The following is a 20,006-nucleotide window of genomic DNA, read 5'->3' as shown; positions in this document are numbered from 1 at the left end:
CCCCGTCGCGATTTGTGTCATATTACATAGATTCTCGAAATTATTATTGCTCGCCGACGAGAACATCTGGTATGGCTACAGACCCATCCTCCCGCCCGTCATTCCGCATCACCCACGAGGCCAGCGCCTCGGAGAGACTCGTTGCCGGCTTCTCGTCGTTTGGACTGGCCGGGCTCACTGCAGTCGACTTCTTGGTCGACCAACTCGAACTTGAGGAAACCGGCTATATCACCACCGAGGCACTCCCGTCGATGACGCCGTTCGAGAACGGGACCCCGCGCCACCACACTCGGCTGTTTTCCCGCCCCGACCTGGATCTCACGCTCCTGGTGAGCGAGCTCTTCGTCCCGCTGTGGGCGGCTGACCCGTTCGCGAAGTCGATTCTCGACTGGACCGAAAGCAATCGCATCGAGGAGATCACGATCCTCTCGGGAGTTCCCCTCCCCCACGGACCGACAGACCACAGAGTGTTCTACGTTGCTACCGAAGATTATCAGGACGAACAGCTAGCCGCTTCCGATATTACGGCGATGGGAACAGGATTCCTCGACGGCGTGAATGCGAGTGTCGTCGGTCGTGGGATGGACACTGATCTGCGTGTCGGTGTCTTCATCACGCCAGTCCACCCCCGGGTCCCCGACGTCGAAGCGGCGCTCCGACTCCTTGTCGCCGTCGAGCAGTTGTACGATATCGAGGTCGACACGACCGCGTTAGAGCAATTCGCAGGCGAAATTGAACAGTACTACCGTGATCTCGAAGAACGATTACAGGCGGTCGATCAATCGGAGATTCACGAAGACCGGATGTATATGTGAGGTCGGTTCGACGTTCCGGTGCTCATACTGTCGAACGTAACTATCTGGAAATTCCCGGCACCACGAGGTGCCGAAATGTTCCACGGCCTTACGTCCGACAGTATCAGTCCCGCAGATGGCCGGCCGGCTTCTTCTGTTCGACCTCGATCTCGACGTGGAGGCTCTCCGGGAAGTCCATGTGGCCGACCTCCCGCGCGATGTGGTCGTTGCCGTGGATCTCCAGTTTCCGGGAGTAGACCGTGTAGCTCCACGGCGAGAACTCTTCTCCGGGCTGGAGCGTTCGATACTGCGGCACGGAGTGGTTCTCTGGAGGGTCCGCGTGCGGTCCCTTGCATTCGGCGCCCTTGCGTTCGAGCATCGATTTGAGGTCCGACACCGCCGACTCCAGTTCGTATCGGTTCCCCGATTGGAAGCGTAGTTTTGTGACGAAGGTCATAGGCTGGGTACCGCTGGGTTAGGAGAGATATCGGCACCGAGCCGTAAAAACACACCTATCGTCGCTGCTTCCCGGCCTCTGGTTTTATTTTCGCCACGGCGAGCGGGCGGTTCTGATACTGATTACTCTCACTTTTTATCGCCGAGCACCGGAGGCGGGGATGTCGCTCGGCGGGAAGAGACGAGAGTAATCAGTACGAGAGACTGCAGGGGCCCTCGAAGCGTCCGATAGTCTCTTAACTCCTTGTACGGTTATTTCAGGTAATGACAGTCGAAGCGGTCAGCGCTGGAGCCATCCTCTTCCGCGACACCCGCGGCGAACGGGAGTATTTGCTCCTGAAGAGCCGGCCGGGGGACTGGGAGTTCCCCAAAGGCGGGGTCGAGGGCGAAGAGGAGCTCCAGCAGACGGCGATCAGGGAAGTCAAAGAGGAGGCCGGCATCGAGGACTTCCGCCTCATCGACGGCTTCCGCGAGGAGTACGACTACGTCTTCGAGGCGAACGGCAGGACGATCCACAAGACGGTGCATCTGTTTATCGCCCGGTCGTTCGAGGCGAGCGCAGAGCTCTCGAAAGAACACCGCGACCTCCAGTGGCGTGACTACGAGCAGGCGCTCAACACGATCACACAGGACGGACCGCGGGAGATCTTCGAGCAAGCACACGAGTATCTCGACCAGTTGGCCGCCGAAAACGGCGAAGGCCAGGACGGCAAGTACCTCGCGTAGGCCGGAGTCGTACGCGTGATACGGACTGTCGTCGTCTCTTCCTGGTGCGTACCGGCTCGGTGTGTGGTGAGCGCCGGTAACCAGTTACAGCAGTCCTTATGACACCCGGAACCGGCGAATTCGGCTTCGAGCTTTTCGTGTGTCGATGGGCGGAGACGGCGTGGCCCCCCGACGAACAGCGAGAAGCCCCAGTCGTCGTCGCCCGACAGCTCGGCACGCAGAAGCGTCGCTGGGACACCGTCGTTCTCGAATGCGATCCCGAGGGACTCAGGGCCCGGGCGCAGTTCGGCGAGCGCGAACTCGATTCGGACCTCCTCCACGTGGTGCGCAACGCGCCTGCCGACTGGGCGTGGTACCGCGACGCGCTCCCGCACCCCGGATATCCCTGGCGGTACGTTCGTGCAGCGGTCCACCGCGCGGCCGACCGCGGCGTCGTCGAGAAACGCCGGGACGGAAACCGGATCGAGATCAGGCGCATCGCACCGTATCCCGACTGGCTCCGGCGGATCGTCGCTATCGAGAACAAGCCCGACCTCGACGCGTCGGCCGCCCGCGCGCTCTCCGAACAGTTGACTCACGACGTCGAGACCGCGCTCGCAGACGAGGTGTGGGTGGCGACTGAGGCGACAGGCCACAGCGTCGAACCCGCGCTGCTCGAGGATCTGCCGGTCGAGGTCGGCATCCTGGCGCTCTCGTTTCCAACCGAAGCGAGCGTCGAGTGGCATCCCAGTGCGGTGACGCCGCCGGAGGCCGCTACCGACGAGGCACGGCAGCGACGCCGACTCGAACTCGGAGAGCGGGCCTACGGGCGCGGCTGGCGCGATTACCACGAGACGATGCGCCCGGACTGCCGGCACTTCGAGCTTCGACGCGCGGGCATAACGTTCGTGCCGAACTGTCGGGCGAAGCAGCGTTCGCAGACTGCCGCGGAGTGTTCCGGGTCGTGTCCGGACTTCGAACCGGAACCGCCGGCGTGGCGGACGAGGGGGTGGCCGATCGAAGGCGGTCCGGGGAAGGGGACCAAACGGCTGCTCCGGAGGCGTCGGGAGTGGATTCGGGAACGGGAACGAAGCCGCACAGCGGACCACTAATCGGTTCGCTCGCGAACGCTCAGGGATCGATCATCCGGCGGTGTCGCTCAGGAATCGGATATTTCGACGTCGATCTCCGCGCGCTGGGCCGCCAGCCGGAACGTCGGTACCGTCCGGTAGATCACTTCCACGACACCCTTTCGTCGGAGGTTCTGCAGCGCCTGTCGGACGTCCTCGACGGGCGGATCCACGTCGTAGGCGTCGCGGACCTTGTTCAGGACGCTCACGACGCTCTCGGATCGGTCGTCCGGACCGGCGACGACCGCGAACACCTGCGATTCGAGTTCCGGGACCCGGATGACGGCGGGCACGCCGCCGTCGTCTCCGTCACCGCTTTCGACTCCGGGCTCGACATCGACGAGGTCGGCGGCATCCGCCGTCGCGCGGATGAGGCTGTTGTCGTCGCGGTAGTAGTACTCCTTGAGTTCGCCTTCGAGATAGCTGTGGACCTCGCTGCCGGACTCCAGGCCCCACGCCTCCTGGAGTTCCTTGTTCTTCGTCGGTTGCAGGCGGACCACGTCGGCGAGTCGCTCTCTGGCCTCCTCGGAGAGAGTTCCGTCGTCTGTCACAGGCGCCCGTTCGTCCCGAGGTAGTAATAAGGGCTGTTGTAGGCGCCTGTCGCCTCCCGCGGGATCGGACCGCGGAATCGACGAGAAAGCGGTCCGAGACTCCCTCTCTCGGTTCATCGGTCGTCACTGCGACGCTCGGGTCTGGGCTTTTCGGAACACTGGCCGGACCGATTCGTCCGGCGATCCCGGCGTTTAAGTCGATGAAGCGCCTGCGTGGGGGTAGAATGGAGTTTTGCGACGACTGCGGCTCGATGATGAAGACCGAGGGCGACGTCTGGGTCTGCGGCAACTGCGGGGCCGAGAAGCCTCGCGACTCGGCCAACGAGGCGCATATGACCTCGACGGACGCCCGCGAGGAGAGCGAAGTGGTCGATATGTCCGAGGTCGACGACGAGGAGATCGGGCCGACCACGACGGTGATCTGTCCGGAGTGCGGACACGATCGCGCACGCTACGAGATGAAGCAGATCCGCTCGGCAGACGAATCGGAGACGCGCTTTTTCACCTGTACCGAGTGTGGGCAAAAGTGGCGCGAGGACGATCACTGATCGGCAGCGGGCCGTTTCTCTCCAGTGCCGGGCAGTACGGCCAATTCTGCCGCGCTGAATCGAATTGCCCCGGCTCGGTTCACCCCGCCCCGGCGAATTAAGTCACGCGCGGGCGAACCCGCGAGCGTGGACGCCGACATAGACCCGCCGGAACTCGACGTCCCTGAAGGGTGGCGGCTCGTCTCCGAGGAGGTGACGACGCCGTTCGACGCCCGACTCGTGACCGCCAAGGCCCACACCCGTCTCTACGAGGACGTCGACCTCAGGGAGCGGCTCCGGGAGGCGACCGGGACCGAGACGACGTGGCGGTTCGTGTTCGCGAGTCGGCTCCGAATCAGCCCGAAAGCCCCCGGCTCCCCGGCGCTCACGCGGCTTGTCTCGGACCGCGCGTCGGGGACGTTTCTCGACGTGCTGGAGTCACGGGGGTTCTCCGAGATCGCACGCGCCGATACGCACCGCTTCGCCGTCGGGGACGTCGATGTCGATGCGACCCGGTACCGTGCGGAGGTGGCCGTCGGCGGGGAAAATCTGCCGGTGGAGGCGTACTTCGCAGCGTGGCCTGCGGGCGCCGAGTACCTCCTCGGCGGGGGCGCCTACCCGCTCTCACTCCCCGGGAACGAAACCTTCGATCCCGAACAGGGGCGCGAGGAACTGTTCGAGATGCTTCGCTCGATGGCGTGACTGGACGTTCGCATCGCTACCACCGCACTCCGGGACTTACTGCTCTTTGCGCGCGAACGTCAGATAGCCGGTGTGGCCGACGCCTGCGGTCGACGGCCGGGAGCCGCGCTCGCCGAAGTCCATCTCCCGCTGGATGGTCTCGAAGGTGTCGACATCGATTAACCCTGCTTCCCGGGCGACCTCGACTGCCTCGCGGCTGTGTTCGACGAACGGCGAGTAGACCGCGACGTGGCCGCCGTCTGCAAGCAGTGCCGGAGCGCGCCTGACGACGGCGGGTGCATCGCCCGTATCGAGAGTGACGGCGTCGAACGGCCCCTCCTCGACGACCTCGTCGAGCCGTGCTGTGAGGTCGCCGGTCCGGACGTCCACGCGGTCGTCGACGCCAGCGAGCCGCATATTCTCTCGGGCAACGTCCGCGAATTCGGCGTCGATCTCGTAGCTGACGACGTCGGCGTGCATCCGGCCCAGGTATGCTGCGAGCACCCCGGTTCCGGTGCCGGCGTCCAGAACTCGGTCACCGGCAGCGATGCCGGTGTGGCCGACCACGAGGCCGACGTCCCGGGGGAGCATCGGGGCGCCCGTCCGCTCGAAGTGGTTGAACAGGTCCGGCCCGCGCAGGCGCCTGACCACGAACGGCGTTCCCAGATGCGTCTCGATGACGTCGCCGGGTTCGACGTCCTCCGGAATCTCGAGGACGCCCAGATCCGTCTGCAGTTCGTCACCCGGCGCGCGGAGGTACTCCCGGTCCTCGTGAACGAGCAGGTAGCTCACTCCAGGTCGGCGATGGCGTCCGCCAGTCGGCCGTCGTTGGCTTCGAGGGCTTCGCGTGCCGTGTCAGCGTCGACCCCCGCCTGATTAGCAACGAGTTCGATGTCGTCGGCCGGGATTCCGTCGTCGCTCTCCTCGATAGCGGGCGCGTCGTCGCTCTCGTCGCTGTCGTCGGTCCCCAGTTCGCGTGAGTCGGGGTCGCCGACGACCTGATAGGTCTGCTGGCCCTGCGCGTCCATCCGGGTGACTTGCGCGTCGGAGAACACCAGCTCCTCGTCGGCCGTCCGGATGATGACCTCCTCGGCATCGAGTTCGTCGACGTCGATGCCCATCTGTTTCATCATCTGTTTCATCTTCCGCGGATTCATTCCGCCGCCACCAAACATAGTTGCCCGAATCGACGGCGGCCGACAGCAAAAGCGTGGCGAACGCCGCCGCTCGTCCCCGCTTTTCTTCTGGAAGAAATCGCCCCGATACTTCTCATACGGACTGCTGTCGTCTCTTGGCCGTGCTCACCGGTACTGGTGTGATTAGCACCGGTAAACAGTCACAGCAGTCCGTCTCATAATGGTTACTCTCACTTTTCACCGCCGAGCGCCACCCCCGTTGACGGCGCTCGGCGGGAAGAGACGAGAGTAATCGTTATCAGGGGTCGTCGTCCGCGGCGGTCCGTTTGAGCCCCGTCGCCTCCTCGATGTCCATCTCGTACCCCACGACGGTCAGCCGGCGTCCGCCGACCATCGAGAGGTCAGGCGACCACGCGTTGTCGTCCATCAGTTCCCCGAGTTGGCTCCACTCCTTCTGTGTCAACTCTCGGAGGCTGCCAAAGGCGAGTACGCTCCGCCACTCGAACTGTGATTCGATGTCGTACACCGCCAGACACGCCCGTTCGGTCGCCTCGCTGTAGGCGAGCTTCTCGCTTTCGTCGCCGAACTGCCAGTAGGCGAACACGGCACGACCGCGCTCGTATCCGAACGAGATCGGCACCGCATAGGCGTTGTTCCCGTCGGCCAGCGAGAGGACACCGGTCCCCTGATCCCGCAGAAATTCGTCGATTTCCGCGTCGGACATCCGGCCACCGCGGAATCCGTCGGGGAAAGTTTCCTCGGTCATAGACCCCCGTTCGTCGGGGTCGGTAAAGGACCTTGTTCTCTGGCGCCGGCGACCGTCCCGACTCCGATCAGTAGACGGGAGGGTCGTTTGACCGAGTACCGGCCTGCAGCCACCGTGGGCGACGAACTCACCGGTGGACTGTGTCCTCGGCAGAGGGCAGCATCCACTGGAGGGATTCGGTCGGTCGTTTGTACACGACGGTGACCGGCTTGTCGACGAGCCGGACCACTTTGTCGGCGGTGCTCCCGAGCAACATCTCTTCGACTCCACCGAGGCCGCGTGAACCGATCACAACCATATCGATGTCGTGATCCTCGACGTACGCCTGGATTTTCTTGTGTGCGATCCCCGTCTGGACAGCGGTCACACAGTCGACGCCCGCGTCAGCGGCCACCCCGGCGACCTCGCCGGTGATCTTTTCGCCGTACTCGATGTACTCCTGCCGTTTTTGATCCTGCGCTCCCGTGATCGGCACGATCTTCGCTTCGAACTCGTCGACGACGTGGAGCGCGTGAACAGTCGCGCCCAGTTGCTCGGCAAGGCGGATGCCTTCCTCGATGGCGTTGCCCGCCTGCTCGCTCCCATCCGTCGGGATCAGAATATTGTCGTACATACAATCTGATACATCCACCAGCTAACCATTAAAGGTATTGCCGAGTGCCAAATATCGGATCTGACGGCGTCTGCCGAATGAAGGTCGGTTTTCCTCGACCCACGCTCCCCGCGGTCGAGCTGTTTAAAAGGCGGCGAGCCACGGAGGATCGACATCCGCTGATCCCCGCAGGCAGCAGATCCCTGGGCGGTACGTGTCGACGCCTCTGAGCGAACCCGGAGCCGACCGCCACCCGACCTGTGCCGATTGCCCCGCGTGTGGACAAAACTACGCCGGGATTCCGTACACTACCGAAATCCGCGCGCTGGGACCGGCTAAATCCGATTTATCCGGGATTACAACCGTATTAATCCGGCCAAATCCGGTCGCAATCCGGCTGCAGCACTGCACCCCCTTATCCCACCTCGGCCGATACGTCGAGTTGCAATGATCGAAGCAGACCCACTGACGCTCGCACAGTTCGCACACGACACCGCCGGGATGGCGCTGCAGGCCGGACCGCCCTCGGACCTGCCGGGAGCGGTGCCGGATTTCGTTGGCGGAATCCTCGATGAGATCGGCGCCTCCGCGGGTGAGGCGACGGACGGCCTCGGTGAAACCATCAGCGGCCTGACGCCGGGCGGGAGCGAAACGTCCGAGAGCGTTGGGTCGGCCGCGGGCGCGGCTGCGGAGAACGCTCCTGACCAGTAACTATCTCCTCTTTGCTCGGATAGCCCCCAGCTTCATCCCCGCTGACGGACGAAATCCTCCGGCCCGCCCGCCCACGTTATCCCGCTCCGGCCTCCGGGATCCGTTCTCGGAGCCGCTCCAGCGCAGCCGACGCTTCCGCCCGAACGCGCGGCTGTGATTCGTCGTCACTCGCCAGTGCCGCGATCGACGGTTCGTCCTCGACAGTGCCGATGAACCCCAGACAGCGACACGCTTCGGCCCGTACCACGGGATTCCGGTCGGAAAGCCCCTCACGAACCCGCTCGCGAACCGGATACGAGACTGCAGCCAGCAGCCGCTCGACCGTCGCTGCGTCGTGAGCGGCGACAATCGTGGTCACACTCTCCAGTGCGTTCCGGCGGGCCCACAGATCCGACGCGGCGAACGCGTCCTCGAGGGCCTCGAGCGCCCGTATCGGACTCCCGTCGGGTCCGTTCGCTTCGCTCCCTCCTCCGACGACTTCCCACTCGCTGGTGCTCGTGGGAATCCCATCGGTTTCGCCGAGTTTCCCGACGGCCAGGATGCTGCCTCGCTGCTCCAGGGAGTCACCCGCCTCCAGTAGCGTGAGGACTCGGTTTTCGACGTCGAACGTCTCGCGAACGTCGGCCGGCAGCCGATCGAGAATCTCCGCGGCACGGCGGCGCACGTGACCGTGTTCGTCGCCGAGCCCCGCGACAGCCACACCGACGACGGTCTCGTATTCCTCGATGCCCGCGCCTCCTGCGGCGAGTACGGCCTCGATCGCCCGATAGGCTTCGCTTCTGACTGCCCAGCTCCCGTCGCCCGCACAATCAAGCAGCGCCGATAGCACGGTCGTTTCAAGCACTGTCGCGTCGTCGGGATCCAGTTTTCCAACCGCTTCAGCGATCGAGAACGCGGCGTGCTGGCGAACGGCTGCCTCCGGATCGGCGAGTTTCTCAGTCAGCGCACCGAGCACCGCCGCTGTGCGCGATGGATTCCCTCGTATCGCCGGTCCGATCGCGTCGATTACGGCTTCCCTACGTTCTCGCCGTGGCGCCGACACTGCGTAATCGACGACAGTATCCAGTTCTGTGAGGGGCGTCTCGGATCGGTTGCGGATCGCCTCCCGGAGGTGATCCGGATAGTCTGGCGAGTAGAGACGGGCGAGGGCCTCACGCGTGTGCGGTTCGTCGGAGCGATCTGCAAGCTCCGTCTCGTACTCTCGCACTGCCTCCGGGTACTCCGCTGCGACCGCTGCGACAGCTGCACGGATCGATCGTCGGCCGAGTTCCGCCATCAGCCGGTCGAGTTCGCCGGCGAGAGCCTCGGCATCTGCCGTGGCCAGCGATCCGAGCGCGGTCGCGGCGTCCTCCTGTGCCCGCCCGGAGTCCTCGTCCTGGAGGAAGTTCACGAGGCGTCGGGACGCGCCCGGAACCGACGCGATCGCCTCGGGTGGCGCATATTTCAGCACCGAGACAGCCTCCAGGCGAACGAAATCGACGGGATCCGTGAGTCGGCGGGTCAGCGCCTCGACCGCGTCGGTCAGGAGGTCCGGGTCGACTGTTGCGAGCCGATCGAACGCCCCGACGATGTGCGCTCTCGTCGTCGGATCCTCGTCGTCCAGGCGGCCAGCCAGGGCCCCGATGTGCGGCCGGACCGTCTCCGGGGAGATCGCCCCGACCACCCCCACCGAGCGGATCACCCACTGCCGGACGAGCGGTTCCTCGTCGTCGAGGTGCGCGCCCAACGCGTCGATCAGCGCGGCTGGGTCTGCTGTGGTCTCGTCCGCAGTCGCACCGACACCGTATGCTGCCATCGCCCGTTCCAGCGGGTCGGCGGCATCGAGCCAGTCGACGAACGCGGCCGGGGGGTCGATCGCGGAGCCGTCGCCGTCCGTCACCTCGACGAGGAGCTCCCGGATCCGTACCCGGGTGCGTGCGTCCGCTTCGCGGGCGGCGACGACGCAACGCGCCAGAAACCGGTCCGGGGCCTGAGCCGCCGTCTTCCTGAGTGTCGTCCGTGCGCGCTTCCGTCCAGTCGAGGGGTATTCGAAAACGTCTTCGAGACCGTCGTCGCTGCCGCCCTCGTCCCCGGGGGCGTCGAGTCGCTGCCCAGCGGTTTCTGCCGCGTTCCGAACTTCGGTTCGCGGGTGTGCGGTGAACGGCTCGATCGCGCTGCGAACCGTCCCGTCACCGACGCGTCCGAGCGCCCGCAGCGACCACTCGGGGACGTGACTGTTCCAGTCGTCGAGGGCCTCGATCAACTCCGGTACGTAGCTGCGAACCCACCGCGGGTGGTCGGCAGCGATCACGGCGAAGGCCTCCGCGCCGTCCCACCGCACCCAGTCGTCGCCCGCTTCGAGTGCGAGCCGACACAGCTCCATCGTGAGCGGCGCGACCCGCACGTCGGCGCTCCCGAGTTCGCCCAGTTCGTGGATCCACCAGTTGACGGCGAAGTGATCGTCGACGGCGCGGATCTCGTGCTCCAATTCCGTCGCAATTCGCAGCGCAAACAGCGGCCGAAGGCTCGCAAGCCGGACCACGGCGGGCGCCAGCGCCTTGGCCTCGTAGTCGCCGATCACCCGCTCGATCATCCGGTCGTCGACCGCCCCGACCGCCAACAGCGCGTCGAGCAGAAAGCCCGCATCCGGCTGTCGTCCCTCCCCGAGCAGTTGCCCTCCCAGCGAGGCGGCGAACGGACGGACCGCACCGGGATCGGCGGCCGCGACGGCGGCGAGCGCTCTCGGGAGATTATGCGTCTCCGGCGTGTCCTCGTCGATCAACACGTCCACGAGTCGCTCGACGGACGGGGAAATCGAGGTGGGATACTCGCGGGCGACGACGACCAGGCCGTCGAGGAGGGCCTTCTGTCGGTCGGTCAGGTGGGCGTCACTCGAATAGGGTGTCGGCCCGTCCGCCGCTTCGTCGGCCTGAAACGACTCGAAGGCGCCGACGAACCTGTCGACCAGCACCTCGACGACGGGCGCGGCTTCCAGCCGGCAGGCCGTTTCCGCGACCATCTCGGCGGAGTCGGGGTCGTCGAGACGGCCGATCAGGGAGGCGCGGACACCCGCAGTGTCCCCGGCGCGGGCGAGCGCCTCGAAGGCGTCTTCACGGACCAACCGATCGTCGTCTCGCGTAGCCGATACGAGCGTCTTGCGGAGTTCCGGCGAGGGCTCATCCCGCCGCCCGAGGCGGTCGGCGATGGCGTCGATGGCCTCGCGTTGGACCGCTGTGGCATCCGCCCTCGCCCCCTCGGCGAGCGCCTGCTCGATCGACGCCTCCGCCGTCGATCCCGGGGCGATCCGGCCCAGCACCCGGAGTGCGGCCTTTCGTTCGTCGATTGGCTGCGCCGGCGCCGCCGCGGCCGTGAGGAGGTCGACCGCGTTCGGATCGATCGTCTCCGCCTCGGTGAGTCGCTGCAGCGCTTGCAGCAGCGCGACCCGTACGGATTCCGCGTCGGCGGTCGACAGCCGATCGAGGAGCCGTTCGATCGCCCGCTCCCTCCGATCACCGCGGTGGGCCGCGGCCCGCGCCAACGATGTCGCTGCCGCGGCGACGACGCTCTGCGCCGACGCGTCGAGTGTCTTCGTGATGGTCTCGAAGAGGTCGGTATCGGCCCCGTCCCAGGGGACGCCGAACGGCGCGTCGGTCCACGTTTCCGTCCCGGCGATTCGTCCCAGCGCCGAAACCGCCGCGGATCGGAGTTGCTCGTCGTCTGCATCCGCAAGGGCGACGATTTCGGGAACCGCTGATTCGACCATCTCCGGGGCGACGAGCCCCAACTGCCCGAGCCGTTCGAGCGCCGCCTGCTGGTCGGTCGTACTCCCGGTGAGATCGTCCCGAAGCGACTCGACGACCGGCTCGAACGCCGTCGGATCGGTCCGGTGTGCCCGCGCGATCGCCCAGCCCCGCTGTGGTCGGACCGTTTGGCCCTCGTACTCGGGATCGGTGAGGATCTCTAACTCCCCCGCGAGGAACTCGGGGTTGCGTCGCCCCATCGCTATCAGGAACGCCTCGATCGCCCACTCGTCGAATCCGACCTCTTCGGCGGCCCCGAGGAGATCCGAAATCGCCCCGGCCGACGCCGGATCGATCCGTGCCAGATCGAGTGCGAGCACCACCCCCGTCTGTCGATAGACGGCGTCCTGCCGCTCCAGCCCGTCGAGCACCCACGTCGAGACACGCGGCAGGATCTCCGCGACGACCTCGGGGCGTTCGCGGGCGATTTCCCGGGTCGCGTCGGCGGCGACCGCGCGGAAGGCTTCCCCGTTCACGACCTGCTCTACCAGCGCCGTCGCCGTCTCCGTGGCCTGGTCGCTGCCGTCGTCGTCTATACAGGCCCGCTTGCGGTGGACAATCTCGTCGGGGGTGAGCATCGAAACCCTCTCCGATCGGGCTGTCTCGCTACGTGTTCATAAATTGACGGCCGGCAGGGACCCGACTGTCAGGGGGAAGGAACTATGCCGCGCGAGGGAGACGAGTCGATAGATGACCGAGGACACGGAGACCATCGCCGTCGCGAACGTCAGCGAGGGGCCGGGCGGCGACGGCGACCACGAGCCGGGAACGGGGGTCGAACTGCCGGTCGTCGACATCCTGACCGGGCGGGGGTTCATCACGGGGAAGTCGGGGTCGGGGAAGTCGAACACGGCGTCGGTGATCATCGAGAACCTGCTCGAAAAGAACTTCCCGGTGCTCATCGTCGACACCGACGGCGAGTATTACGGCCTCAAAGAGCAGTTCGAGCTACTCCACGCGGGCGCAGACGACGAGTGCGACATCGTCGTCAACCCCGAACACGCCGAGAAACTCGCCTCGCTTGCGCTGGACAGCAACGTTCCGATCATCCTCGACGTCTCGGGCTACATCGACGAGGACGAGGCGCAGGAGCTCCTGCTCGCGGTCGCGCGGAACCTCTTTGCGAAGGAGAAGAAGCTGAAGAAGCCCTTCCTGATGCTCATCGAGGAGTGCCACGAGTACATCCCGGAAGGCGGCGGGATGACGGAAGCGGGCAAGATGCTCATCAAGATCGGCAAACGGGGTCGGAAACACGGCCTCGGGATCGTCGGCATCTCCCAGCGTCCCGCCGACGTGAAGAAGGACTTCATCACGCAGTGTGACTGGCTCGTCTGGCACCGGCTGACCTGGAACAACGACACGAAGGTCGTCGGTCGGATCCTCGGCTCGGAGTACGCGAACGCGATCGAAGATATGGGCGACGGCGAGGCCTTCCTCGTCACCGACTGGTCTGCCTCGCTCCGTCGAGTCCAGTTCCACAAAAAGCAGACGTTCGACGCGGGGGCGACGCCCGGGCTCGACGACTTCGAGCGCCCGGATCTGAAATCCGTCGACGGCGATCTGGTCTCGGAGTTAGAGGAGATCACCGAGGAGAAAGCCCGTCGCGAGAGCGAGATCGCGGATCTCAAGCAGGAACTGGACAAGAAGGAGGCGCGGATCCGGGAACTCGAACGCGAACTGGAGGAAGCGCGGGACCTCTCGCAGATGGCCGATCAGTTCGCACAGGCGATGTTCCAGACCGCAGAGGCGCCGTACCGCGGCGGAAGCGGCCGGAACCTCGCCCGCTCCGGTGACGGACAGGCCGCCCTGAACCAGTACGAGGACATCGACGCAAACGCCGCCGACGCGGCCGACACCGCCCCTGCCGACACGGATGCAGTCGACCCCGGCGACGCGGAGTCGACGTCGGACGACGAGACGTCGTCTGCCGACGAATCGGACGTCGTCACCGCCGCCGCGGCCGGCGCGTATCCCGGCCTCGACGTCGAGAACGGCTTCGGCACCGACAGTGGGAGCGGTCCGAACGGCGGCGACGTCCCGCCGGAGCGCGCTCACGAGGGAACAGCGGATCTGACCGGGCGTGCGGACGTGATCAAACGACTGCGCGGGGTTGTGACGTCGCTCCCGCCGGCGGCACAGCGGATGCTCGCCTTCTACCGGGAGGTCGACGCGTGTGATCCCGTGGATGCCCACGTCGCGGCCGGCGAGATTGGCGACAAGCAACTCGCGTACAGCCGGAACCGGGCGCTCCGGCGCGCCGGGTTCGTCGAACACGTGGGTCGGGGGCGGTACGCGTACACGCTGCCGGACCTGGTCCGCGAGGAGTTCGCCGACCGTCTCGACGAAGCGGAGCTTCGGGACGTCGTCGCGGCCGTCGAGGACGCGTTCCGACCGGACAGTGGGGGCGAATCCAGCGCGGACGGTGACGACGCTGCGATGTCTGGGGTCAAAGATGACGATACAAGCGAATCTGGCTCCGACGACACCACTGCGGAGTCGGACCCGGGAACCGAGACTGCCGACGACTAGCGGTGTCGGTTCCCTCGGCTCGGCTGCCGGTCTTCCGCCCTGCTACAGCTCCTGTTCGATGTAGTCGTTGATGTCTTTCACCAGTGACTCCCGGTAGGTCCAGAAGCCGGTCCACTCGTTTGGACCATCTTCGAGAGCGAGGAGGGCTACGTGCCCCTCCACGCCCTCCGGCGGCGTGTAGACGACGAACCACGATTCCAGGAAATCCTCCTCGTATCCGATGTGGGCGGTGATGGTGGACGCCGGCGACGGCTCCCAGCCGGGCGCCCCGTAGACGTGGACGTCGACCGGGGAGTCGTCGAGTCGCCGGTAGACCTGCTGTGTCCCGATCTCGTCTTGAATGCGATCCAGCGACTGGAAGGACGTCCTGAGCGTCCCGCCCTGCTGTTCCCACGCGGTCCGCTCGATGTAGCGCGAGACTAGAACCAAAAGCAGCTTTTCGGTGTGTGACTCCGGGTATCCACGGAGGAAGAAGGGCACGTCGTGGAGTTCGTCCAGCGCGGCCGGGAGTGTCACTTCGTCCAGTTCCCGCGAGCCAGTGATAAAGAGATCCGAGTTGACCATCAGGATCGAATCCTGCAGCTCCGAAAGCGGCGATCTGGCGACGACCGTGTCGTCTTCGACCACCAGCACCTGATCGTCGGCCTCGCGAGCCAGATCGACCTCCTCGACGTTGATCGGCTGGTTCTCGAACATCTTCTCCAGCATCCGCTGGAGCGGTTCGGGCGCCTTGCGGTTCAGGATGACGAGCGATCGATCCGGCGGATCGACCTCGTCGAGGAACGTTCGGAGTGTCATCGGTCGGATCTCGGCGGGTGACTACAGCGGTTCGACGAGCGATTCCAGCGCCGCCCGCGGGTCCTCGGCCTTGGCGACGCCGGAGGCGAGCAGGATCCCCGACGCGCCGAGGTCGCCCGCAGTCACGACGTCGTCGCCCGAGGAGATGCCCGCGCCGCAGAAGACCTCGACCGAGTCGTCGACTGCGGCCGCAGCGGCGACCGCGTCTTCGACGATGCCGGGGTCGGCCGTCGCGACCGAGACGTCGCCGCCGATGAGTTCCGGCGGTTCGACCGCGACGCTGTCGGGGCCGAGAGCGGCGACGGCGCCGATCTGTGCCGGGTTGTTCGCACAGACGCACGTCTCCAGCCCGGCGCGTTCGGCCGCGCGGACGGAGCCGTCGATGTCCGCGAGTTTCAGGCGCTTCTCGGAGTGGTTGATCAGCGTTCCCTCCGCCCCGGCCTCGGCGACCGCTTCCGCCAGCGTGCTGCCGGTGTGGCTGCCGTAGTCGTTCGGGTCGACGTGCTGTGCCCACGTCTCGACGCCGGTCTCGGCGACCCGCGCGAGGTCTGCGGCCTGCGGTGCGACGGCGATTCGAACGTCTGCCGCCTCGGCGACGTCGCGGGCAGCCGTCGCTACTTCGATCGGATCACACGGGTACGCTTTGAGATTTACTACGATGAACATAGTGACGTGTGCGTGCCAGGGGAGGAAATAGGTTGCTCATCGGCGAATGTGAGCGCTTCGGTTGGCGGGACGGTTTATACTGATTACTCTCGTCGGTTCCCGCCGAGCGCCGCTAACCTGGGTGGCGCTCGGCGGAAAAAGTGAGAGTAATCAGTATCAGTCCTTTCGCTTGACGACGTCGCCGAGCGTCGTGGTCGTCGAGGAGCCGCCGGACCATTCGTTGTCCTCGCCGTCGCTTCCCTCGACCAGCGATATCTCCAGTTTCCGTTCGAGCTTCTTCCGGACGTCGTCGGAGGGGAGGATGTCGCCGCGTTCGAGCTTGCGGATCAGGCTCGCCTTCTCGTTGAGCGAGTCCGCGAGATCCTCCTGGCTCAGGTCGCGCCCTTCGCGAGCCTCGCGGATCTTTTGGTCGTAGTCGGCAGCGATCTCGTCCATATCGTCGAACATATCGCGCCGCCTGGTCGAGCCGCCGGAGGAACCCCCCGACCCTGCGCCCGAGGAGCCGCCCGAACTCGACGAGGAATCGCCGGAACTCGACGTCGAATACTTCGTCGACGCCGAGGAACTCGACTCAGTGCGGACCTCGGTGCCGAACTCCTTGCAATCCTCGCACAGTTCGAGTTCGGCCCCTTCGACCTTGACCGTCGTGAGGGACGACTGCTGGCTGCCGCACATCTCGCACTGGGGCATACTCGACCGTAATCGAGGGGACGGTATAAAGGACACGCCGGTGCCGCGACCGCTACGCCGACGGTCGCGTGCCGAGTTCCAGATCGAGCGTCACCGTCGATCCGTCCCGGCGAACTGAAAACGTCACTTCCTCGCCCGGTCGCGTGTTCAGCGCGAGATAACTTCCCAGATCTTCGGTGGTACGGAGCGGCTCCCCGTCGATTTCGCGGAGGACGTCGCCGCCGACACGGACGCTGGTTCCGTCGACGAGTCGGTCCTCAGTGCCGCCCCGGAGGATCCCCTCCGCCGGGCCGTCATCGAGGATTTGCGTGACAAGCAGGCCCCGCGCCTCGCTCATCTCGATCGCCTCCGCGATGGCCGGCGTCACGGGACGGATCCTGACGCCGACGAAGGAGTGGTCGTACTCTCCGTCCTCGATGAGTCGCGGGACGACCCGGCGAGCAAGCGCGGCCGAGATACCGAAGGCGATGTTCTCCCCGCCGCCGGAGTTGATGACCGCGACCACCTCCCCCTCCAGCGACACCAGGGGTCCCCCGCTGTTGCCGGGGTTGACCGCCGCGTCGGTCTGGATCGCGTCCGGGATCCGCGACCCCGTCGGGGCGGGAATCGACCGGTCGACGCCGCTGACGATCCCGGCGGTGACCGTGCCGCCGAGATCGAACGGGTTGCCGATGGCGACGACTTCCTGCCCGACGGTCGGCGGCCGCTCGGCGAACGACAGCGGACCGGCCTCCGGGACGGGGTCGTCGACGTCGATCACTGCGAGGTCGCTGTGGGGATCGGTGCCGACGACCTCGCCAGTGCTCCACCGGCCCTCGCTGTATCTGATCTCAACGGTCGAGGCGTCGTCGACGACGTGGGCGTTCGTGACCACGTACGGCCGCCGCGGGACGAATCCGGTGCCCTGGCTGCCGTCCGCGCGGACCAACACGACCGAATCGACCGTCTGGCGATACACCCGTGTGTAGGGGCTCGTCGCGGTCGCTGTCGATGTCTGCGTGTCATCGGACGTCGTGGCAGAGTCGGTGCCGGCGGTCGGCGCTCGCGTGCTGCAGCCGGCCAGCGCGGCAAGCCCCAGGCTGCCGGCGAGTTCGAGCACGCGTCGCCGCGTCGGAGTCGGATCGCCCATCCTTGCCGACGGTTCGGATGGCGGCCTTATCCGTGCTCCGCATCGGAGCCGTCACGTCGGTCTTCGTCCGCGTCCGGCGTATCCCGCCGCGCCGACTGCTCGGCCGCACGCCGATCCATCGTCTCCCGCGCGTCGTGTTCGCACCGGACGAGCGCATAGAGGACCAACGGAGCGAGGACGGCGATCAGGACGAACACGACGACGAACGCGCCGGCGGCCATCACCCCAGGAAGACGTCGACGATGTCGCTCGTCCCGGAGGTGGTGTCGCGGTACAGTTCCGAGTAGCCGCAGTTCGTACACGAGACCACTTTGAAACTGTTCGTCTGGATGTCGAACATCTTCGAGAGGCCGCCGCCGGTGGTCGAGATCTTCCCGACGTCGGTCTCTGTGTGACCGCACTTCGGACAGCCGCGATCGTCGCTATCGGGGACCATATCAGCAAGCAATCCAGTGACCGATATCAGTTTTCTGCTCGTCACCCGGCGTATATTTATATACGAAACCGCGGCCATCGACCCCGTGAGGTAAGCGACGCCCCGCGTCGGGCAGCGGGTGTTCGGCACGTCGACGCGGGGAGGGGTGAATGCGGGACTTCCCTGCTCGAACACGTAGGTCGACGGCTATACTCGGGCCGAATGAGCTCCCGCACTCACCGCTTTCGTGCCGACTGCAAGCCCCTCGACCGACGGTCACCGTTTCCCGTCGCGCCGATCGGCCTCGCGGGCCTCCGGATCGCGATCAGCGGGTGGGCCGTGGCCACCACCGCCCGGTGTGCGGATTGTGACTGTCGTCCCGGCGTCGACGTCTACCGTCGTCTTCGCAGCGACCGGGTCGCCGTCGATCCGGTTCTCGCCGGTCGCGCCGTCTTCACCGCCGTCGATTCCCCGCGGGTGAGTGCGGCGGCGCTCCGTGAGCAGCGACACCGACGCGTCGCAGCCCAGGGTCAGCGCGCGTTCGAGGCCCAGACCGCCGCGGTGTTCCCCGTCGCCGCCAGTGCCCGGCCGGAGCGCGTAGCGTTCGACGGTGAGCGGATATTCGGCTTCGAGCACCTCGATCGGCGTATTCAGGGTGTTGGTCATCCCGACCTGTGCCCCGTCGATCCCGTCGCTCGCGGCCGTGGCACCGCCGCCGCCGCCGATGGTCTCGTAGTAGGTGAACTCGTCCTCGCGGGAGCCGATGATCAGGTTGTTCATCGTCCCTTGGCCGCCGGCCGGTGCTCGCTGGGGGACCGCCTCGGCCAGCGCCGCGAACACGACGTCCGTGACGCGCTGGCTCGTCTCGACGTTGCCGCCGACCACCGCGGCCGGCGGCTCGGGGTTCAGGAGCGAACCGGTCGGGGCCGAGACCGAGACGGGATCGTAACACCCCTGATTCGGCGGGATCTCCGGGTCCGTGAGACACCGGACGACGAAGTAGACCGCGCTCTTCGCGACCGCGAGCGGGGCGTTGAGGTTCCCGGCGACCTGGTCGGCCGTCCCGGCGAAGTCGACGTCGAGGTCGGTCCCGTCGACGGTGACGGTCACCTCGACCGGGATGTCGTCGTCGGTGACGCCGTCGCCTTCCAGCACATCGCGGGCGGCGTAGGTCCCGTCCGGGACAGTTTCGAGTTCCGTCTCGATCCGGTCTCTGGAGTAGTCGATGATCGCGTCGAACGCGTCCAGGACTGTCTGGCCCCACTGCTCGAACAGGTCGCCGAGGCGTTCCTCTGCTCTGTCGTGGGCGGCGAGTTGGGCGCGGACGTCCGCCCGCCGTTCGTCCGGCGTCCGGACGTTCGCCAGCAGCAGCGAGAACACGTCGTCGACGAGTTCGCCGTCGTTGACGATCCGGACGCCCGGAATGCGAAGGCCTTCTTCGTAGATCTCCCGGGCGCCGGCGGGCATACTCCCCGGTGTCGAGCCGCCGACGTCGGCGTGGTGGGCACGCGAGACCGCGTAGCCGACGATTTCGTCTCCGCCGTCGGGGCCATCGCTGGTTCCGTACCCAGTCCCGGGAGCCAGCGGCGACACGAGGGTGATGTCCGGGAGATGGGTCCCGCCCGCGAATGGATCGTTCAGCGCCCAGACGTCGCCCGGTTCCGGGCCCCGCTGCCTGATCGCCTCGACGGCTTCCGGCATCGCGCCGAGGTGGACCGGGATGTGTTCCGCCTGCGCGACCATCCGCCCGTCGGCATCGAAGACCGCGGTCGAACAGTCCTGGCGCTCCTTGATGTTCGGCGAGTACGCGCCGCGGATCAGCACCTGGCCCATCTCCTCGGCGATCCCTTCGAGTTGGTTCCGGAGGATCTCCAGGGTCACCGCGTCGACGCCGCCCGTGACTTCGCTCCCGTCCGGATCCACGGAGTGATCCTCGTCGTCCGCGTCGGTG

General features: G+C 66.2%; 21 protein-coding genes. 7 read left to right on the top strand and 14 right to left on the bottom strand.

Annotated elements, in window-relative coordinates:
* The first annotated feature begins 71 nt into the window (after positions 1–71).
* Positions 72–815, top strand: a complete 744-nt coding sequence (locus RJT48_RS18080; protein WP_311173755.1) for a proteasome assembly chaperone family protein — start codon at positions 72–74, stop codon at positions 813–815.
* A 103-nt stretch (positions 816–918) separates the two neighbouring features.
* Here RJT48_RS18080 and RJT48_RS18075 read toward each other — a convergent pair whose 3' ends face one another.
* Complete coding sequence (locus RJT48_RS18075) at positions 919–1,251, bottom strand: 30S ribosomal protein S10 (protein ID WP_311173754.1); 333 nt, start codon at positions 1,249–1,251, stop codon at positions 919–921.
* 263 nt (positions 1,252–1,514) lie between these two features.
* Between RJT48_RS18075 and RJT48_RS18070 the strand changes: the two genes are divergently transcribed.
* Positions 1,515–1,976 carry a bis(5'-nucleosyl)-tetraphosphatase gene (locus tag RJT48_RS18070; protein ID WP_311173753.1) on the top strand — a complete coding sequence of 154 codons (462 nt, stop codon included), beginning with the start codon at positions 1,515–1,517 and terminating at the stop codon, positions 1,974–1,976.
* Positions 1,977–2,074: 98 nt separating this feature from the next.
* Positions 2,075–3,067 carry a DUF5787 family protein gene (locus RJT48_RS18065; protein ID WP_311173752.1) on the top strand — a complete coding sequence of 331 codons (993 nt, stop codon included), beginning with the start codon at positions 2,075–2,077 and terminating at the stop codon, positions 3,065–3,067.
* 47 nt (positions 3,068–3,114) lie between these two features.
* On the opposite strand, the gene RJT48_RS18060 is transcribed toward RJT48_RS18065, so the two are convergent.
* Complete coding sequence (locus RJT48_RS18060; RefSeq protein WP_311173751.1) at positions 3,115–3,636, bottom strand: DUF5797 family protein; 522 nt, start codon at positions 3,634–3,636, stop codon at positions 3,115–3,117.
* A gap of 224 nt (positions 3,637–3,860) precedes the next feature.
* Here RJT48_RS18060 and RJT48_RS18055 point away from each other — a divergent pair, with 224 nt between their 5' ends.
* Positions 3,861–4,184, top strand: coding sequence for a transcription factor S (locus RJT48_RS18055; protein ID WP_311173750.1), 324 nt, complete (start codon positions 3,861–3,863; stop codon positions 4,182–4,184).
* A gap of 126 nt (positions 4,185–4,310) precedes the next feature.
* Positions 4,311–4,865 carry a DUF6517 family protein gene (locus tag RJT48_RS18050; protein WP_311173749.1) on the top strand — a complete coding sequence of 185 codons (555 nt, stop codon included), beginning with the start codon at positions 4,311–4,313 and terminating at the stop codon, positions 4,863–4,865.
* Positions 4,866–4,901: 36 nt separating this feature from the next.
* On the opposite strand, the gene RJT48_RS18045 is transcribed toward RJT48_RS18050, so the two are convergent.
* The 4 genes from RJT48_RS18045 to RJT48_RS18030 all read right to left on the bottom strand — a co-directional run bounded on the left by RJT48_RS18045 (position 4,902) and on the right by RJT48_RS18030 (position 7,359).
* Complete coding sequence (locus RJT48_RS18045) at positions 4,902–5,636, bottom strand: methyltransferase domain-containing protein (protein ID WP_311173748.1); 735 nt, start codon at positions 5,634–5,636, stop codon at positions 4,902–4,904.
* Positions 5,633–6,019: a nascent polypeptide-associated complex protein gene (locus tag RJT48_RS18040; RefSeq protein WP_311173747.1), complete on the bottom strand. Its 387-nt coding sequence runs from the start codon at positions 6,017–6,019 to the stop codon at positions 5,633–5,635. Before RJT48_RS18040 ends, RJT48_RS18045 begins: the two co-directional genes overlap by 4 nt.
* Before the next feature lie 259 nt (positions 6,020–6,278).
* Positions 6,279–6,746, bottom strand: coding sequence for a pyridoxamine 5'-phosphate oxidase family protein (locus tag RJT48_RS18035; protein WP_311173746.1), 468 nt, complete (start codon positions 6,744–6,746; stop codon positions 6,279–6,281).
* Between the two features lie 127 nt (positions 6,747–6,873).
* Complete coding sequence (locus RJT48_RS18030) at positions 6,874–7,359, bottom strand: universal stress protein (protein ID WP_311173745.1); 486 nt, start codon at positions 7,357–7,359, stop codon at positions 6,874–6,876.
* Positions 7,360–7,785: 426 nt separating this feature from the next.
* On the opposite strand from RJT48_RS18030, the gene RJT48_RS18025 reads away from it, so the two are divergent.
* Positions 7,786–8,049: a hypothetical protein gene (locus tag RJT48_RS18025; RefSeq protein ID WP_311173744.1), complete on the top strand. Its 264-nt coding sequence runs from the start codon at positions 7,786–7,788 to the stop codon at positions 8,047–8,049.
* A gap of 76 nt (positions 8,050–8,125) precedes the next feature.
* Here the strand turns inward: RJT48_RS18025 and RJT48_RS18020 are convergent, their stop codons facing one another.
* The gene (locus RJT48_RS18020; protein ID WP_311173743.1) at positions 8,126–12,406 is read right to left on the bottom strand and encodes a HEAT repeat domain-containing protein; all 4,281 of its coding nucleotides are present in this window, start codon (positions 12,404–12,406) and stop codon (positions 8,126–8,128) included.
* A gap of 112 nt (positions 12,407–12,518) precedes the next feature.
* On the opposite strand from RJT48_RS18020, the gene RJT48_RS18015 reads away from it, so the two are divergent.
* Positions 12,519–14,357 (top strand): ATP-binding protein, encoded by a 1,839-nt coding sequence (locus RJT48_RS18015; RefSeq protein WP_311173742.1) that lies wholly within the window; start codon positions 12,519–12,521, stop codon positions 14,355–14,357.
* A 42-nt stretch (positions 14,358–14,399) separates the two neighbouring features.
* On the opposite strand, the gene RJT48_RS18010 is transcribed toward RJT48_RS18015, so the two are convergent.
* The 7 genes from RJT48_RS18010 to RJT48_RS17980 all read right to left on the bottom strand — a co-directional run bounded on the left by RJT48_RS18010 (position 14,400) and on the right by RJT48_RS17980 (position 19,978).
* Positions 14,400–15,155: a DICT sensory domain-containing protein gene (locus tag RJT48_RS18010; protein ID WP_311173741.1), complete on the bottom strand. Its 756-nt coding sequence runs from the start codon at positions 15,153–15,155 to the stop codon at positions 14,400–14,402.
* Between the two features lie 21 nt (positions 15,156–15,176).
* Complete coding sequence (tpiA, locus tag RJT48_RS18005) at positions 15,177–15,821, bottom strand: triose-phosphate isomerase (RefSeq protein ID WP_311173740.1); 645 nt, start codon at positions 15,819–15,821, stop codon at positions 15,177–15,179.
* A 156-nt stretch (positions 15,822–15,977) separates the two neighbouring features.
* Positions 15,978–16,511 carry a multiprotein bridging factor aMBF1 gene (locus RJT48_RS18000; RefSeq protein ID WP_311173739.1) on the bottom strand — a complete coding sequence of 178 codons (534 nt, stop codon included), beginning with the start codon at positions 16,509–16,511 and terminating at the stop codon, positions 15,978–15,980.
* Between the two features lie 52 nt (positions 16,512–16,563).
* Positions 16,564–17,640 (bottom strand): S1C family serine protease, encoded by a 1,077-nt coding sequence (locus RJT48_RS17995; RefSeq protein ID WP_311173738.1) that lies wholly within the window; start codon positions 17,638–17,640, stop codon positions 16,564–16,566.
* A gap of 26 nt (positions 17,641–17,666) precedes the next feature.
* The gene (locus RJT48_RS17990; protein ID WP_311173737.1) at positions 17,667–17,861 is read right to left on the bottom strand and encodes a DUF8143 family protein; all 195 of its coding nucleotides are present in this window, start codon (positions 17,859–17,861) and stop codon (positions 17,667–17,669) included.
* Complete coding sequence (locus RJT48_RS17985; RefSeq protein WP_311173736.1) at positions 17,861–18,076, bottom strand: zinc ribbon domain-containing protein; 216 nt, start codon at positions 18,074–18,076, stop codon at positions 17,861–17,863. Before RJT48_RS17985 ends, RJT48_RS17990 begins: the two co-directional genes overlap by 1 nt.
* Before the next feature lie 255 nt (positions 18,077–18,331).
* Positions 18,332–19,978, bottom strand: coding sequence for a hydantoinase B/oxoprolinase family protein (locus tag RJT48_RS17980; RefSeq protein WP_311173788.1), 1,647 nt, complete (start codon positions 19,976–19,978; stop codon positions 18,332–18,334).
* Positions 19,979–20,006 lie beyond the last annotated feature (28 nt).

The sequence above is a fragment of the Halobellus ordinarius genome (assembly GCF_031823395.1).
Lineage (GTDB): Archaea > Halobacteriota > Halobacteria > Halobacteriales > Haloferacaceae > Haloquadratum > Haloquadratum ordinarius.
The sequence above is the reverse complement of the archived record's forward strand: the minus strand, read 5'-3'. Positions and strand labels throughout refer to the sequence as shown.

What these genes read in the sequence shown, in the direction of transcription:
- RJT48_RS18020 (WP_311173743.1), bottom strand. Translation starts at nt 12,406, where the DNA reads ATGCTCACCCCCGACGAGATTGTCCACCGCAAGCGGGCCTGTATAGAC.
- RJT48_RS18055 (WP_311173750.1), top strand. Translation starts at nt 3,861, where the DNA reads ATGGAGTTTTGCGACGACTGCGGCTCGATGATGAAGACCGAGGGCGAC.
- RJT48_RS18015 (WP_311173742.1), top strand. Translation starts at nt 12,519, where the DNA reads ATGACCGAGGACACGGAGACCATCGCCGTCGCGAACGTCAGCGAGGGG.
- RJT48_RS18030 (WP_311173745.1), bottom strand. Translation starts at nt 7,359, where the DNA reads ATGTACGACAATATTCTGATCCCGACGGATGGGAGCGAGCAGGCGGGC.
- RJT48_RS18025 (WP_311173744.1), top strand. Translation starts at nt 7,786, where the DNA reads ATGATCGAAGCAGACCCACTGACGCTCGCACAGTTCGCACACGACACC.
- RJT48_RS18000 (WP_311173739.1), bottom strand. Translation starts at nt 16,511, where the DNA reads ATGCCCCAGTGCGAGATGTGCGGCAGCCAGCAGTCGTCCCTCACGACG.
- RJT48_RS17990 (WP_311173737.1), bottom strand. Translation starts at nt 17,861, where the DNA reads ATGGCCGCCGGCGCGTTCGTCGTCGTGTTCGTCCTGATCGCCGTCCTC.
- RJT48_RS18070 (WP_311173753.1), top strand. Translation starts at nt 1,515, where the DNA reads ATGACAGTCGAAGCGGTCAGCGCTGGAGCCATCCTCTTCCGCGACACC.
- RJT48_RS17985 (WP_311173736.1), bottom strand. Translation starts at nt 18,076, where the DNA reads ATGGTCCCCGATAGCGACGATCGCGGCTGTCCGAAGTGCGGTCACACA.
- RJT48_RS18040 (WP_311173747.1), bottom strand. Translation starts at nt 6,019, where the DNA reads ATGTTTGGTGGCGGCGGAATGAATCCGCGGAAGATGAAACAGATGATG.
- tpiA (WP_311173740.1), bottom strand. Translation starts at nt 15,821, where the DNA reads ATGTTCATCGTAGTAAATCTCAAAGCGTACCCGTGTGATCCGATCGAA.
- RJT48_RS17995 (WP_311173738.1), bottom strand. Translation starts at nt 17,640, where the DNA reads ATGGGCGATCCGACTCCGACGCGGCGACGCGTGCTCGAACTCGCCGGC.
- RJT48_RS18065 (WP_311173752.1), top strand. Translation starts at nt 2,075, where the DNA reads ATGACACCCGGAACCGGCGAATTCGGCTTCGAGCTTTTCGTGTGTCGA.
- RJT48_RS18075 (WP_311173754.1), bottom strand. Translation starts at nt 1,251, where the DNA reads ATGACCTTCGTCACAAAACTACGCTTCCAATCGGGGAACCGATACGAA.
- RJT48_RS18080 (WP_311173755.1), top strand. Translation starts at nt 72, where the DNA reads ATGGCTACAGACCCATCCTCCCGCCCGTCATTCCGCATCACCCACGAG.
- RJT48_RS18035 (WP_311173746.1), bottom strand. Translation starts at nt 6,746, where the DNA reads ATGACCGAGGAAACTTTCCCCGACGGATTCCGCGGTGGCCGGATGTCC.
- RJT48_RS18010 (WP_311173741.1), bottom strand. Translation starts at nt 15,155, where the DNA reads ATGACACTCCGAACGTTCCTCGACGAGGTCGATCCGCCGGATCGATCG.